This is a genomic window from Aulosira sp. FACHB-615 (assembly GCF_014698045.1).
GTDB lineage: Bacteria > Cyanobacteriota > Cyanobacteriia > Cyanobacteriales > Nostocaceae > Nostoc_B.
On record NZ_JACJSE010000019.1, the window covers coordinates 1 to 15618 of the forward strand.

At 39.6% G+C, this 15618-nt stretch carries 15 protein-coding genes and 3 pseudogenes; 10 read left to right on the plus strand and 8 right to left on the minus strand.

Features of this window, described 5'->3' with window-relative positions:
* A pseudogene (locus H6G77_RS23860) lies at positions 1 to 397 on the plus strand (calcium-binding protein); the annotation flags it as partial.
* Positions 398 to 765: 368 nt separating this feature from the next.
* On the opposite strand, the gene H6G77_RS23865 reads toward H6G77_RS23860, so the two are convergent.
* Both H6G77_RS23865 and H6G77_RS23870 read right to left on the minus strand, forming a co-directional pair.
* A complete protein-coding gene (locus tag H6G77_RS23865) occupies positions 766 to 1344 on the minus strand; it encodes a pentapeptide repeat-containing protein (protein ID WP_190872907.1) in 579 nt (192 codons plus the stop codon).
* 439 nt (positions 1345 to 1783) lie between these two features.
* Complete coding sequence (locus H6G77_RS23870; protein ID WP_190678064.1) at positions 1784 to 2668, minus strand: carbohydrate ABC transporter permease; 885 nt, start codon at positions 2666 to 2668, stop codon at positions 1784 to 1786.
* 24 nt (positions 2669 to 2692) lie between these two features.
* Between H6G77_RS23870 and purN the strand changes: the two genes are divergently transcribed.
* Positions 2693 to 3355, plus strand: coding sequence for a phosphoribosylglycinamide formyltransferase (purN, locus tag H6G77_RS23875; RefSeq protein WP_190678061.1), 663 nt, complete (start codon positions 2693 to 2695; stop codon positions 3353 to 3355).
* A 74-nt stretch (positions 3356 to 3429) separates the two neighbouring features.
* Here purN and H6G77_RS23880 read toward each other — a convergent pair whose 3' ends face one another.
* From H6G77_RS23880 to H6G77_RS23895, 4 genes are all read right to left on the minus strand, one after another.
* A complete protein-coding gene (locus H6G77_RS23880) occupies positions 3430 to 4011 on the minus strand; it encodes a CPBP family intramembrane glutamic endopeptidase (protein WP_190594925.1) in 582 nt (193 codons plus the stop codon).
* A gap of 176 nt (positions 4012 to 4187) precedes the next feature.
* Positions 4188 to 5225, minus strand: coding sequence for a DUF3326 domain-containing protein (locus H6G77_RS23885; protein WP_190872908.1), 1038 nt, complete (start codon positions 5223 to 5225; stop codon positions 4188 to 4190).
* A gap of 477 nt (positions 5226 to 5702) precedes the next feature.
* On the minus strand, positions 5703 to 5882 hold the full coding sequence (locus H6G77_RS23890; RefSeq protein ID WP_190594927.1) for a hypothetical protein: 180 nt from the start codon (positions 5880 to 5882) through the stop codon (positions 5703 to 5705).
* Positions 5883 to 5987: 105 nt separating this feature from the next.
* Positions 5988 to 6308, minus strand: coding sequence for a 2Fe-2S iron-sulfur cluster-binding protein (locus H6G77_RS23895; RefSeq protein ID WP_190594928.1), 321 nt, complete (start codon positions 6306 to 6308; stop codon positions 5988 to 5990).
* Positions 6309 to 6582: 274 nt separating this feature from the next.
* On the opposite strand from H6G77_RS23895, the pseudogene H6G77_RS23900 reads away from it, so the two are divergent.
* The 6 genes and pseudogenes from H6G77_RS23900 to H6G77_RS23925 all read left to right on the plus strand — a co-directional run.
* Positions 6583 to 6900, plus strand: a pseudogene (locus H6G77_RS23900) (hypothetical protein); the annotation flags it as partial.
* 654 nt (positions 6901 to 7554) lie between these two features.
* The gene (locus H6G77_RS23905; protein WP_190594931.1) at positions 7555 to 7971 is read left to right on the plus strand and encodes a hypothetical protein; all 417 of its coding nucleotides are present in this window, start codon (positions 7555 to 7557) and stop codon (positions 7969 to 7971) included.
* Positions 7972 to 8101: 130 nt separating this feature from the next.
* Positions 8102 to 9046, plus strand: a complete 945-nt coding sequence (locus tag H6G77_RS23910) for a DUF4351 domain-containing protein (RefSeq protein WP_190594932.1) — start codon at positions 8102 to 8104, stop codon at positions 9044 to 9046.
* 389 nt (positions 9047 to 9435) lie between these two features.
* Complete coding sequence (acnB, locus tag H6G77_RS23915; RefSeq protein ID WP_190872909.1) at positions 9436 to 12060, plus strand: bifunctional aconitate hydratase 2/2-methylisocitrate dehydratase; 2625 nt, start codon at positions 9436 to 9438, stop codon at positions 12058 to 12060.
* A gap of 52 nt (positions 12061 to 12112) precedes the next feature.
* Positions 12113 to 12529, plus strand: a complete 417-nt coding sequence (locus tag H6G77_RS23920; RefSeq protein ID WP_190594934.1) for a XisH family protein — start codon at positions 12113 to 12115, stop codon at positions 12527 to 12529.
* Positions 12517 to 12858, plus strand: a complete 342-nt coding sequence (locus tag H6G77_RS23925; protein WP_190872910.1) for a XisI protein — start codon at positions 12517 to 12519, stop codon at positions 12856 to 12858. Before H6G77_RS23920 ends, H6G77_RS23925 begins: the two co-directional genes overlap by 13 nt.
* Before the next feature lie 87 nt (positions 12859 to 12945).
* Here H6G77_RS23925 and H6G77_RS23930 read toward each other — a convergent pair whose 3' ends face one another.
* On the minus strand, positions 12946 to 14004 hold the full coding sequence (locus tag H6G77_RS23930) for an endonuclease NucS domain-containing protein (protein ID WP_190872911.1): 1059 nt from the start codon (positions 14002 to 14004) through the stop codon (positions 12946 to 12948).
* A gap of 207 nt (positions 14005 to 14211) precedes the next feature.
* Here H6G77_RS23930 and H6G77_RS36510 point away from each other — a divergent pair, with 207 nt between their 5' ends.
* Both H6G77_RS36510 and H6G77_RS36515 read left to right on the plus strand, forming a co-directional pair.
* Positions 14212 to 14343, plus strand: coding sequence for a hypothetical protein (locus H6G77_RS36510; protein WP_313954520.1), 132 nt, complete (start codon positions 14212 to 14214; stop codon positions 14341 to 14343).
* Positions 14344 to 14355: 12 nt separating this feature from the next.
* Positions 14356 to 14613, plus strand: a pseudogene (locus tag H6G77_RS36515) (endonuclease domain-containing protein); the annotation flags it as partial.
* A gap of 250 nt (positions 14614 to 14863) precedes the next feature.
* On the opposite strand, the gene rppA reads toward H6G77_RS36515, so the two are convergent.
* The gene (gene rppA / locus H6G77_RS23940; RefSeq protein ID WP_190872912.1) at positions 14864 to 15556 is read right to left on the minus strand and encodes a two-component system response regulator RppA; all 693 of its coding nucleotides are present in this window, start codon (positions 15554 to 15556) and stop codon (positions 14864 to 14866) included.
* Positions 15557 to 15618 lie beyond the last annotated feature (62 nt).

Below are 15618 nucleotides of genomic sequence, written 5' to 3' on the forward strand. Positions count from 1 at the left end.
AGGTAATGATACTCTAAATGGTGGTGCTGGCAATGATATTCTTGTTGGTCGTGCTGGTAACGATACACTCACTGGTGGTTTGGGAAGAGATAGCTTTAATTTCAATTCCCGGAATGAAGGTATTGATAGAATTACTGATTTTAAAGTAGTTGATGATACGATTTTTGTCTCTGCATCTGGTTTTGGTGGAGGCTTAGTAGCTGGTGCAGCGATCGCGGCTAATCGATTTGTCATTGGTGCAGCAGCAACTACAAGTAGTCAGAGATTTATTTATAACAATGTAACAGGCGGCTTGTTCTTTGATGCCGATGGTACAGGCGCGATCGCCAGAATCCAATTTGCTACACTCAGTGCTGGATTGTCTTTAACCAATGCAGATATTTTCGTTAATACTTAAGGATTTTTCATCACTTTAGGACTTACCCACAAAGATTGTTTGTGGAGACTGGGTGTAGGGGTTTAGGAGTATGGGATTGTAAGGGTTTTGGATATATACGCCCCCATACTCCTAAACCTTTCCCAAAACTCTTGATTTCTCGTTTTTATGCGTAAGTCCTACACCAGATTGATAGTAAGATAAGTTTGTATCTCAGCAGACTAGTACAGCAAGGCAAAAGAAAAAAGAAAGAATAACGATACCACAAGCTTTTTAGCAATTTCTTATGGTTACTGAGTGTACTTGTACTGAGCGCAGCCGAAGTAGCCGAAGTGTGGTCTATTTATTTCCGCCGACCTGTACTAGTAAAGGCTATATCTTTCAAAAATTTAATGAATAATCATGATTTCCGGTTTATAAATTGTGCCTTCAGGCATAATTGTATGGCGGAGTTTGCTATAGATGATTTTTGTTTCCCAAAGATTGGCGTTTAATAAGTTGGCTTTAGTTAAATTAGTCCATGTCAAGTCTGCACTATGCAAATTTGCTTCGGTTAAATTAGCCTCTAGTAATATGGCACCAGATAAACTAGCTGCTTGCAAATTTGCTCTGATTAATTTAGCTTCTATTAATGAGGCTTCAATGAATTGGGCATAACTCAAGTCTGCTTCGGTGAAATCTACACCACACAAAGAAGCACCCCAAAAGTTACTGTGAGTACATTGCGATCGCCACAAGCAAGACTCACACAAATTAGCATAACTTAAATCAGCATTACTCAAATTAACTTGGGTTAAATCTGCTTCACTTAAGTCTGCACCAGTTAATTTTGCACCAGCTAAATTAGCACCGCTTAAATTTACTCCCCGCAAGTTAGCACCACTTAAATCAATTCCTTGCAAATCACGTCCACTGAAATCCTGCTGTTGACCAGATTTTTCTGGAATTTGGCTAGAAATTAATCTCATGTTACTCACCTCAGAGTGTCAATAATTGCAAAGCTCAATTGTGAGAGTTACTGTATATCGAGATTACACCAATCAAGATAATTCGCTGAATGATAAATAAAGAATATTTGGATAATTGACGTAAAGTAGCCTAAAAATGTGTTTCTCACAACAAAAAATGCTGACATAAGTCAGGAAATAATCATAAAATATCCCCCAATACGGTTCATTTAACGTTGTCAGCTTATCGATTTCAGAAGAACCAAGACTTGGGGGATTCTCCCCCAAACCCCCTCCAAAAAATAGTTCTGTTTTATGTGTAGCAGTTAATTTATTTTCTTAACTGAACCGTATTGGATTAGAGGGATGTTTTTTGTTTCGCGCAAAGGCGCGAAACATCGATAGTTAACCTTGCTAAAAATGCTTAATTCATCCCGCATTTATGGAACGCCTAAAATAACTATTCTTCGCCCCAAGTTTGTAATTGGAAATACACTAAAACTAAAGTTACAGCTAATAAAACTGTCGCCGCCGCCGCCGCATAACCAAAATCAAATTGACCAAAGGCTTCTTGATAAATGTAGTAAACCAATAAATTAGTAGAATTTAAAGGGCCGCCGCCAGTAATAACGTAAACTTGTTCAAAACTCCGTAATGTGAAAATTGCTGTGGTGATGGTGGCGAAAATTACAGTAGGGCGTAATCCTGGTAAAGTTACATACCAAAATTGTTGCCAAGCATTTGCACCATCTAATTCGGCTGCTTCATAGCGACTGGGAGGAATTGCTTGCAACCCGGCTAAAAAAACAACCATATTAAACCCTAATTGTTTCCAAATACTTAAAATAATTAACACAGGCATTGCCCAAAAGGTATCTCCTAGCCAGGAAATGGGCGCAATACCAAATGAATTTAAAAATGCGTTGACAGGGCCAGTAGTTTGAAACAGCCAGCGAAACCCTAAACCAGCCGCGACGAGAGAAATAATGGAAGGTAAAAAGTAGGCACTTCTTAAAATTCCTCGCAAAGCTAGAGAACGATTTAATAATACTGCCAACCCCAAAGGAATAATTAAGCTGGGGATGACTGTAGCCAGGGTAAAATAAATTGTGTTGCCTAAAACTTGCCAAAAATCAGGGTTAAGTAACAAACGCCAGTAGTTTTTTAACCCTACCCAATAAGTACCTGTGGATGTAAAACTACCAGCAGTGAAGCTCAGGTAAAACAAATAGGCGATCGGCCAAATTACAAAAATTCCTAATAAAATTAATGCGGGTGCAAGAAAAGTCCAAGCGGCAAATGTATCATTATCTAACCATGATTTATTAGTATATATCTTTGGCATCTATTCATTTTCCTTGTTGCTGTTATGACCTTTCGCCCTGATTCTAGTTTTAGCTTGGTTTCTCCCCATATTAGCGGACTACCATTTAGTGATACTCCAATTAAGCTTGGCATTCTAGCTTCTGGGAATGGTAGCAATTTTGAAGCAATTGCTCAAGCTATTGACAATGGCCAAATTAATGCCCAAATTCCAGTTCTAATTTACAATAATCCAGGGGCGAAAGCAGCAACACGCGCTGCTAACCGTGGTGTTGAAACTGTTTTATTAAACCACCGCGAATATAAAAAGCGAGAAACTTTAGATCAACAAATTGTCCAGACTTTGCGTCAGTATGATGTTGATTTGGTAATTTTGGCTGGCTGGATGCGGCTGGTAACATCGGTGTTAATTGATGCTTTTCCTAACAGAATTATTAATATTCATCCGAGTTTGTTACCAAGTTTTAAGGGAATTCATGCAGTAGAACAAGCTTTGCAAGCAAAGGTAACAATTACTGGCTGTACAGTGCATTTAGTTTGTTTAGAAGTTGACAGTGGCCCGATATTAATGCAAGCGGCTGTGCCTGTGTTACCGGATGATACACCAGAAACACTCCACGCCCGGATTCAAATTCAAGAACATCGCATTCTACCACAGGCAATTGCGATCGCAGCAAATACGCTCCAAACCAACCTGATACTTTCCTAAAATAATTAACCTCTCCCCAACCCCTCTCCGACACGGAGAGGGGCTAAAACATTGTTGAGTAACTAACCACAGATTTAACGTTGCTGCGTTTTCCAAAAATAGCTGGAAATCCAATTGGTCATAATATGGGCAACAATTGGGACTAACAAATTGCCACTCAATAAGGCGCTATATCCTAAAATCAATCCAATCACAGTTGCCCACATTACATAAGGCCATTGTTGCGAACCACTGAGGTGTAAAACTCCAAAGCAAAGGCTAGAGACAATGACTGCCACATGGTCTAAGCCTAAAGCCGGCAGCATTACACCACGAAATAATAATTCTTCACTTAAACCAGGTAGTAAACCCAACCAAATTAAGTCAGGCCAAGCTAAAGGTCTTAAGACTAGTTCTAAATAATAATCCGCGCTTTGACGATAAACAGGCCATAAGCGATAAGCTAAACCACTTAAAGAGGTGATGATAAAGCCTACACCTATTCCCCAACAGAAATCTATTGGGTTCCATTCCCACTTGAATAAATAAACGCCACCAAAGCGTAACCAAACTTTGGCAACTGTCCACAACAGAATTGCTGTTACACCCATTGCTATCAGCACTTGGGTACGGGTTAAATAGGGAATTTCAGGGTCTTGTTTTTGTTGTTCTACCACGGGAGTTCAGAGTTAGGGAGTAGGGAGTGGGGAGTTGGGAGTTGGGAACAAGGCAATAGGGTTTCGTTAACGTTTTAGTATTTTGAGATCCCTCCAACCCCTTAAACAGAGGGGATAGTAAGCAAACCGTATTGGGGAAAAGGGAGGTAAAATCACAAACAACAAAGGACAAAGGACTATTGACCATTAACTAAGGCATGGGGATTAATGCCGGCTTTGAGGGCTACTAATACACCAATTGCCTCTAAATATGAGTTTACCTGGATGGATTTGATTCCTAAAGGTTGGGCTGGAACTTGGATTTGGGTTTGATTATCTCTGACGGTAATTATTTGGCATTGGCTTTGACTTAAACTGAGTAAAGCACTGCTACCACAAGCGTTTGCAGGCACTATCGCAGCATCTATATGATCAGCCCAAATATCATCGTGACAAGATGTAAATAATTGTTTCTCGACAATAAATTGCGGGGCGCGACTTAAACCCACAAGTACGCTTGGTAAAAAAGTATAACCTAATTCTTCGGCGGCGGAACGAGGAGATAAATCGGGGTAAGGAGGGGCGCTGGCGAGGGCTGGTGAATGGGCGCAGGGAATTTGCAAATGTCTAACTAATAAATGACTAATTACGGCTTCTGCGCCGGCTATTGTGTCTACGCCTTTGCCTTGAAGATAATTTTGTACAGCATCTTCATCTATATCATCGGGGAAACGGGCGACAACTGCGATCGCTTCTGCCCCAGTTTTTTGTATGAGTTTTTCCGCACCCCGCAGTAAACTATCTGGGTTGCCAATGGTTCCCCAACTTGCCCCCGATGCTGATGTGCGTAATTCTACATTTAATGGAGCATCTGTAATTACATAATCTGTAATCGTTAATCCCAGGGTTGCCCTAGCTGCATCAGCAGCTTGAAGGTGACGCAGTAATAAATCTGGTTCAATACCTTGGTCTAAAAGCAAACCTACCTTATTATTGCGGACTGGACGTAAACCCCAATCACCAGCCGCAAATTTATCTAACCCGTAACCTTCCACATAAAAAGCGTTGGGGATATTCCAATATAAACTTGCGCCGTTGAGAACATTGGGGTGAGTAATCAGGCGATCGCAAACCTGTGCTAAAGTTCGAGCAACAGGTATAGCATCACCCGCATATCCCCCAATCGCCGCCCCAACGCCAGTAGGTACAATTAAAATCGCAGTGTAAGGACGCATTGTAAGTGCTGAGTAGATGTAGGTTGGGTGAAGCGATAGCGAAACCCAACATCACAGTTTTGTTAAGTTTCACTGAGTCATATATAAGGTAGTCAGATATTTTAGGACAGTTTGAAAAGTGTTTGACTGTGCTATTTAGTACATTCAGATCCCCCCTAACCCCCCTTCAAAAGGGGGGAAAAAGAATCAAAGTCCCCCTTTTTAAGGGGGATTTAGGGGGATCTAAAATGATTTGACACATTATTAAGGACTTTTTAAACATCCTCTAAGACAGTTTGAAAGCTTTAAGAAATATTTGTGTAGCGCATCTATCCCGCCTCAGAATGAATTCCGAGTCTCATAGCGCAAGTCATCTCAAGATGACTCAACTAAAAATGTATTTCAGTTCACTTAAGTGGACTTTGACTATGAGCCTGAAACTTTAGTTCTAGGCGGGATGTGATTGAACATGAAAATTGAGAGTTTTCTATGCAGCTTTTACTCAGCACTTGTAGTAACAACTGCTTCAACAGCAACTTTCTGCTGTGCTTCATCCACAGATGTAATTGCCCAACGCAGAGGTTCACCTTGTTTTTTCAACTCAGCTTCAATTGTTTTTTGCAACTCAGTAGGAGTTTCTTGAATGTCAATTTCTGCGGTAATAAAATGAGTAGTCATCGCCGTTCATCCTTTTTATTAATTGTTTCTAGAATAGCGGAATGAAGTATGAATTATGAAGTATGAAGTATGAAATTTTATCCTTCAGACTTCACACTTCATACTTTATTGGTCTTTGCCAAATTGCAACTGATAAACTATTTCTTCTTTTTCAGTCTCAATTTTCAAATCAGAACGAGGATAAGCGACACAAAGTAATGTGTAACCTTGTTTTTGTAATTCTAGACTAACGCCCATACCATCAGTCTGATCTACAGTTCCTTCGGTAATTTGCGCGGCGCAAGTTGTACATACACCTGCATGACAAGAAGCAGGTAAACCAAGACCAGCAGCTTCAGCTACTGATAAAATAGTTTCGTTTTCAGGAACTTGCAGAGTATGAACTTTGCCTTGGTGCAGCAGTTCTACGGTGTAGGTTTTGGACATATACTCAAAAAATGAGTGCAATAGACAAATTTATTATTATATCGGAATTGTTTAATATTATTGCAGATATTCAATAAACTTTTGACTTTGCCCAACTTTTTATAACTCTTTGCGCCTTTGCGTAAAATAAAACTTTTGCTTTTTAACATGCACATTTTAATTGAGCGATCGCGCAATATATATTTTTGATGGTTATGAGCAAGGCTTTGGTAGAAGAGTTTCATCAATTACTATAATATTCACTAAATATAGTTAAATTTCCTTAGTTATAGTTATGCGCGATCGCGTTTCCTTAGAAACTGTCTCTTTAAGTCTACCTTTTGGCATTGGTTCCATGTCTTGGAAAGTTAACACCACAGAACAAAGGGCGGCTTGGTCGCTGTATGTGGAGTTGGTGACGCGCATTGCTGTGCAACCATTACAAATGGAACAAGGTTTAGTGCGGGAAGCCATGAACTCTCTTTATAGTTTATTCGCCACAACCCGCGAAATTCTCAAAGCTGCGGGGCCGGATGTGGGTGCTAGTCGGGATTCTGTGGGGGGAATTGCCATTGCGGTGTTGAATAATGGGTTAAGACCGTTTTTGTCAAAAGTTTCTAAAGATTCATAACAAGCCCCTGATGTACGCTACAATCAACATTTCAGATTTCCGATACCTGGCACTGCGGGGTTATAACAGTTAGGAAAAGCCTGATTGTAAATTGCGTTTTGGGCGAGACATGGAAAGAATTGCAAGAATACCACGCTTGTTATCATGCACTCACCAACAAACTTTAGTCATTAATGTTATAACATTAACCCTTAAAGTTACAATATTAACCCTTTAGATTATAACGTTAGCTTTTAAAGCTAGAACATTAATGGTTAAAGTTGCAACATTAAGCCTTTAAGTTATAACGTTGACTCTTAAAGCTAGAACATTAATGGTTAAAGTTGCAACATTAAGGCTTCAGATTGAAGCAATCATCATAGTCTGTAGTAATGTATCGAATATTTGTTTACCCCACCCTAACCCTCCCCTTATAAAGGGGAGGGAATTAGTTTTTTAGTTTCCCCCCTTTATAAGGGGGGATTAAGGGGGGTAATTACACCATAGCACCCTCTACATCATAATTTAGTAATTCAATTCAGAGAAATCACGTACATAAATAAAAACTTGTGCTACAAAAAATGTGTTTTTTGCTGAACTATAATTCAGGTTAACTAAGCCAAAATAGCTTTGCAAAGCTTTTAAAAGAGCAAAATTATGCCTCGAAAAAAACGTAGTTCCCAGATTTTAGAAAAAGCTCAGTTTAGAGTCGCTGGAATGAAAGCTATTGATCCAAACCTTAATTTTGATGATACTCATAACTTGCAAAGCATAACGGAATTAATCGAGCAATTTAAAAAAATGCTTGAGGACTATAATTCTGCTCTAGCAGTCATAGATTCTTCTAAACAAAAGCTAGATGAAATGGAAAAAACCTTAAAACAAGTTTCCGATAGAATGGTGACAGGAGTTGGTTTTAAGTACGGCAGAAACAGCAATGAATATGAACTAGCAGGTGGTATTAGAGAAAGCGAGCGTGTCCGCAAAAGTAGATTAACACGTTTAAAATCTAACCCAGATAAAACATCCGATGAAAATGCAGTAACCACTTTAGTACCCTTGCGTAACATTTAAAGACAGTCAGCCAATATGCAAGTTTTACAGATCCCCGACTTCTTAAAGAAGTCGAGGATCTATAGCATCATAAATAGTTCAGTATTGCTATATAATCTGGGCATTAATACAGAACTTCCGCCATTTTAAAATGACCCGGTTCATACATGATCAATTTGCTAAAGACTACCTTGAAGAACTCTTAAAAAACTACGGGGAAGTCAAAGCCTCAGAAAAAGTCTCAGGAGAAATTAAAGAAATAGATGTTTTCTTTACTCCTTTTCCCCAGCAAAACGCTAATTTACAAATACTAGGCTTACTAGGTAGGCTTGCCGAAAATCCTGCTATCATAGAACCTTTCCGCAATCCAGCTTCTACTGATGAAATTTGCGATTGTCTACTCAAATTATTAGAAGTCAAAGCTTATCTGCGGCGAGAAGCAAAAACTAACAAAACCAAACTGCAAGACTCAGAAATCCCTAAGTTGTGGGTGTTGACTCCAACCATATCTGAAACTAAATTATCTGGTTTTAGAACTATTCAAAAAGAAGACTGGATATCAGGAGTACATTTTTTGGCTGATAACTTACGCACAGCAATTATCGCTATACATCAATTACCAGCAACACCGGAAACTTTATGGCTGAGGCTTTTAGGTAGAGGAAATGTGCAGTCACAGGCAATTGTTGAGTTGCAAGCGTTACCATTAGATCATCCCTACCAACAAGCCACCCTAGAATTAGTTTACAACTTGCGCCAAAATTTAAGATTAAATCAAGAACTAGAAGCAGATGATCGGGAGTTAATCATGCGTTTAGAACCACTATATCAAAGAGACAGAGAACAAGCCAAACAAGAAGGCAGACAAGAAGGCAGACAAGAAGGCAGACAAGAAGGTAGACAAGAAGGACGACAAGAAGAAGGACAAGGATTAATACTCCGTCAACTAAATCGCCGTTTTGGTGAAATTGAGGCATCATTAATTGAGCAAATTAGAAGCTTATCAATTGAACAGTTAGAAAATCTCGGTGAAGCATTGCTAGATTTTTCTAGTGTTACTGATTTAGAAACTTGGTTAAATCAACACTCAGGATAAATCATCAATAGATGTATTGAAAACCAGTATTTGTAGGGTGTGTTAAGCGTAAACCGTAACGCACCGAAAACTTTGTAATAAATGCGTTACGCTGTTGCTAACACATCCTACGTACATTTTAGAAATCAAATATTAGTCTTGTATATTGATAACCCATCTTTTCTATCATCAAGACAAAAATTCATCACCGCAGAATAGCGATCGCACTCAGTAAAATATCTTCTATGAGAACTAATACGCAAAACCATCATTTAAGTATTAGTCAAAATTATCGATGATCAATTACCAGTAAGGCTTTCAGCTATAAAATAGGCTAAACTCTTATAGCCAAGTCTTGCCTAAAAATAATTCATAATTAAGGGAAGAACATCCCAACGGAGAATAGAACAATGCTAGAAGAATATCGTCAACAAGTCGCCGAAAGGGCAGCATTAGGAATTCCCCCTTTACCGTTGGATGCGAAGCAAACCTCAGAATTGTGTGAATTACTGAAAAATCCGCCCAAGGGTGAAGAAGAAACATTATTACATTTGTTGCGCGATCGCATCCCCCCTGGCGTAGATGCAGCCGCCTATGTTAAAGCTGGATTCTTAACAGGTATTGCTAAAGGCGAAATCACCAGTCCCTTAATTTCCTCAATAGAAGCAGTGGAATTACTGGGGACAATGGTAGGCGGTTATAATGTGCAGTCTTTAATTGAGTTGTTGCAATTTTCTACCAAACCATCAGAAGGTGATACACCCCTAGTCATGGGTGGTGAAGGTAAAGAACCCATCGCCGCCTATGCCGCCGCCGCCCTCAGCAAAACCTTATTGGTGTATGATGCCTTTCATGATGTTTTGGAACTGTCTAAAACCAACCCCTACGCTAAACGGGTAATTAACTCTTGGGCAGAAGCAGAATGGTTTACTGTTCGTCCCAAACTTCCAGAATATATTAACGTCACCGTCTTTAAAGTGCCTGGGGAAACCAACACCGATGATTTATCCCCAGCCACCCACGCCACCACCCGCCCAGATATTCCCCTCCACGCCTTGGCAATGTTAGAGTCACGGCAACCAGGAAGCTTAGAAACCATTGCCGAGTTGAAGAAAAAAGGACATCCCGTGGCTTATGTTGGGGATGTTGTTGGGACTGGTTCATCACGGAAGTCTGCTATTAACTCCGTGTTATGGCATACAGGACAAGATATCCCCTTTGTTCCTAATAAACGCGCTGGGGGTTATATTTTAGGTGGTGCGATCGCGCCTATCTTTTTCAACACTGCTGAAGATGCCGGTGCTTTGCCCATACAATGTGATGTCACCCAACTCGAAACCGGCATGGTAATTACCATCTATCCCTACAGAGGTGAAATTACCAACGAAGACGGCGAAGTTATTTCCACCTTCACCCTCAAACCAGACACCATCCTTGATGAAGTCCGCGCCGGTGGACGCATCCCCCTACTAATTGGCCGTACCCTCACCGACAAAACGCGCCTTGCACTAGGCTTAGAACCAAGCACCTTATTTATCCGTCCCCAGCCACCAGCAGACACAGGTAAAGGCTACACCCTAGCCCAAAAAATGGTAGGTAAAGCCTGCGGTTTACCCGGTGTCCGTCCTGGTACATCTTGCGAACCCATCATGACTACCGTTGGTTCTCAGGATACCACCGGCCCCATGACCCGTGACGAATTAAAAGAACTGGCTTGTTTAGGTTTCAGTGCTGATTTAGTCCTGCAAACCTTCTGTCATACCGCCGCCTATCCCAAACCAGTAGACATCAAAACCCACCACGAACTACCAGATTTCTTCTCCTCCCGCGCTGGTGTCGCTTTGCGTCCCGGTGATGGTATCATTCACTCTTGGCTCAACCGAATGCTGTTACCCGACACCGTAGGTACAGGTGGCGACTCTCACACCCGCTTTCCCTTGGGAATATCCTTCCCCGCCGGTTCCGGGTTAGTTGCCTTTGCTGGTGCTTTGGGTGTCATGCCTTTAGATATGCCAGAATCAGTTTTGGTAAGATTCAAAGGCGAATTGCAACCAGGAATTACCCTGCGAGATATTGTTAACGCCATTCCTTATATCGCTATTCAACAAGGTTTGCTAACAGCAGAGAAGGAGAACAAGAAAAACATCTTCTCTGGACGCATCATGGAAATTGAAGGCTTACCAGATTTAAAAGTCGAACAAGCCTTTGAACTTACCGATGCTACCGCCGAACGTTCCTGTGCAGGTTCCACCATTAAACTGAGTGTCGAGACAGTCGCGGAATATCTGCGTTCCAACGTAGCTTTACTGAAAAACATGATTGCACGGGGTTATCAAGACTCTCGCACCCTCCTGCGCCGTATCGCCAAAATGGAAGAATGGTTAGCCAACCCCGTGTTACTAGAAGGCGATGCAGACGCGGAGTATGCAGCAATCATTGAAATTGATTTAAACGACATCAAAGAACCAATTGTGGCTGCTCCCAACGACCCCGATAATGTTAAATTATTATCGGAAGTTGCTAATGATCCAGTACAAGAAGTATTCCTTGGTTCTTGTATGACAAACATCGGTCATTATCGCGCCACAGCCAAAGTTTTGGAAGGTGCAGGAGAAGTCAAAACTCGCCTGTGGATAGCACCACCCACCCGCATGGATGAACACCAATTAAAAGAAGAAGGTGTATACAGCATTTTTGGTGCGGCTGGTGCAAGAACAGAAATGCCTGGATGCAGTTTATGTATGGGAAATCAGGCGCGAGTTGCTGATGGCACAACTGTATTTTCCACCTCTACCCGCAACTTCAATAATCGTATGGGTAAAGGCGCAAGAGTGTATTTAGGTTCTGCTGAATTAGCCGCCGTTTCTGCATTATTAGGTCGCATTCCCACAGTGCAGGAATATCTTGATATTGTGGCGAGTAAGATTCATCCTTTTGCTGATAATTTATATCGGTATTTGAACTTTGATCAAATCGCCGGTTTTGAAGATGAAGGGCGGGTGATTTCTAAAGAGGAGCAAGCTTCGTTGGTATAGTTTAATTAGGGTGAGTCTTCATGGCTCACCTAAATCTTACTAACAGGGTCAAATGGCAGCAAAAGATACTTACCATGAAGCTGTAAAAAATGCTTTAATTAAGGATGGTTGGACGATTACTTTTGATCCTTATCCAATTAGATATGAAGAAGTTAAGTTACTTGCTGATTTAGCTGGAGAAAAAACAATTTCTGCCACAAGAGAAGGAGAACTAATAGTTATTGAAATTAAAAGTTTTCTTGGTCGTTCTAATATGCGTGAATTTGAAACAGCGTTAGGACAGTATTTAATTTACCAAACATTTCTTAATATTACTAACCCTAGTTATAAAATTTATTTAGCAATTAGTAAAAAGATTTATGAACAGTTCTTTCAACAGGTTGCTATTCAATTAATCATCCAAAAATATCAGGTTTTACTTTTAGTTGTTGATATCAATAAACAGGAGATTTTTCAATGGACAAAATAGCCCATTATCAAAATTTGATTAAACAAATCCTTACCGAGTATGACAGAATTTCATCACAAGTACCAGATCCAGATATAGATGAAGTATTAATGTTCGACGATCAAAGAAGTCAATATCTTTGGTTTAATATTGGCTGGAAAAATGATAAAAGAGTCGAAGCAATTTCAGTTTATGTTCGCATTAAGAATGAGAAAATTTATATTGAGGAAGATTGGACAGAAGAAGGAATCGCTACTGATTTATTAAGAAAAGGCGTACCGAAAGAGGATATTGTTTTAGCATTTCATGATCCAGAAAGTCGTAAATTAACTGAGTTTGCTGTTGCTTAATCAAGAGATATGTAGGGTGTGTTAAGCGTAAGCCATAACGCACCAAAAGCTTTGGGTGGTGCATTACGCTGTCCTTAACTAATAACTTTAACTAACTTTTTCCAGCCATACTTTCAATGCTTCGTTAACTATATCCTTAATATTTTCACCAAATATTTCTTCTTTTACCCAAGTTCCATTATCTCCTCGAACACAATAAAAACTGCGATTATTTTCTGTAACAATACCATGATAGTTTTGATTACTTCTGGTAACATTATAAAAAATGCGATTGAAAAATTTTTCCCAAACTATAATTCCTTCTTTTATGGGAGCATATCGCCAATACATGAGATATTCCTGGGTTGTATTAATCTGCATTCTGGCAATAGTTTGATTTTGGCGATTTGGTATAATTAGCCAAAGAAATAGAATTATTTTTTTAGATTTTCTATCAAAAAATAATTCGGCACATTGCCTTAATTTATTCCTACCGTATTTACTTGCATATATAATGCTTTTATTTACTATCATCTCTTCTATTCTGTAATCGAAACTTAATATCTGATTTCTAATTTTTGTTAAATTTTCTATTTCCGTTTGTGTTAAAGCCCCTAACCAATCTAATAATAATCTTGGTGGTTCAGGAATATTATCTTGGGGTTGATTTTGGAAATTAACTTCTTGGTAATTGATTTTTATAACTTTTGGCTCAATTTGGGTAAAAATGTGAGTCAAATAAAAATTAAAATCACTGTTTTCATGTTTAATAAAAAAAGTGAATAGGTCAAAATCTAATTTACTGTACTTTTCATCAATTAAATTATGCCTGTGAAAACTTGGACAAATAGCAAACAAACAAATAGGCTCATCATAATTAATATGAGTGTTCAAAGGTTTTTCTTCTAACAGATTTTCATAATATCGTGTCAACTGATTAATTACATATCTGTCTTCTGTGTTTTTTAATTCAATAATAGTTAGTTGATGATTGTCTCCTATTGCTAGAATGTCACAAATTTCACCCTTGATAGATAACTGTCGCGCCAATGGTTTTAGCCCAAAAAGTTCTTCCAAATTATCCCAAACGAAATTTTCTAATTCCGACTCATCAATAAATTTCCAACCCTGATCGGTTTTACGTAATGCTACGTTATCTTTCATCATTTTATTTATGCAGTAACCGTGTTTTCGATAAATCAAACTAGTGAAATGCGATCGCACTTCACCATACTCCATATAAACCTAACCCCCCAGCCCCCTTCCCTTGTAGGGAAGGGGGAGAAAGTCTAGCTCCCCTCTCCGCGTCGGAGAGGGGTTGGGGGAGAGGTCAGCCATAATGTATGAATCAACACCAGCTTCCATAATTCATACATGAATAATCCAACACCAAAAAAAGACCAAATTACCAATATAGTTATCGGACAAACAATAAACCCAAATAAAATTCAGATTGCAAAAGAACTCCGTCGCCAAATGACACCAGCAGAAAAAATTCTTTGGTAACATCTTCGCGGTAATCGTTTGCATGGGTTACACTTTCGTCGTCAACAAATTATTGATGGTTTTATTGCAGATTTTTACTGTCACGCGGCTAGATTAGTGATAGAGGTGGATGGAAAAATTCACGAACAGCAAGCTGAATATGATGCGGAACGTGACAAAGTTTTATCAGCTAGAGGGCTGCGTTTGTTAAGAATTAAAAATGAGGAAGTTTTACAGGAAATTGAGCAGGTTTTGATGGTGATTTATCAGGTTTGTTGTGAAGAGACCTAACCCCCTAACCCCCTCTTTCAAGGGCAGGCTTTTTTTATTAGACAAATTTTTGGGCTTTTAAAACCAAAATTATTGTCTGAACAGTTAAAACTACGTTTCATAATTGAGAATATTCTCAACTATTTATCGAAGGTTTAAAAACCTGCCCTTGAAAGCCTAACCCCCTTCCCTCGTAGGGAAGGGGGAACAGGTTTACTGTTTTTTACCTAAATATGCGATCGCCTAGACTAATCATTACACTACGATCGCCTTACTCAACAAAAGCACTACCGAAGCGATAGCCTTTACCATACACTGTGTGAATCAAAGTAGCTTCTTTCCCCACCTCAATCTTGCGGCGCAACAGGCGAATTAACGCTGCTATAACGTTGCTACTTGGTTGTTCTTCATCTTGCCAGAGATGCTCCATAATTTGGGCGTGAGTTAGCAACTGTCCTGTGTGTTCCATAAAGTATTGCAACAGTTGACTTTCTTTTTGCGATAGTTCAATAATGCGTCCTTGGCGGTAAGCTACTTGGTTGTCGCAATCAAGTTCTAAATCAGCAACAACTAATCTTTCGGGAGTGGTTTCATAAATTTGGGAACCTCCACGACGCAATAAAGCGCGGACTCTGGCTAACAATTCCCGTAATTCAAAGGGTTTAACTAAATAATCATCTGCACCAGCGTCTAAACCTTGCACGCGATCGTCTAAGGTATCTTTAGCGGTAAGAAACAACACAGGTGTATTTTTGCCTTGTCGTCGCAATTCTTGGCAAATTTCTAATCCGGTTTTTCCTGGCAACATCCAATCTAAAATTAGTAAGTCATAATGACTGGCTGCGGCCAGATGACTACCATTAGCCCCATCATAAGCCGCATCTACGGTGTAACCTTCACGAGTTAACACGCGACTTAAGGGGTCTGTTAATTCTACTTCATCGTCAACTAATAAAATTCTCATGCTGCTTATGGTAAGCAATCGAGATATTCTCAATAATAAATGAACTGTCTACACGCTAAGGA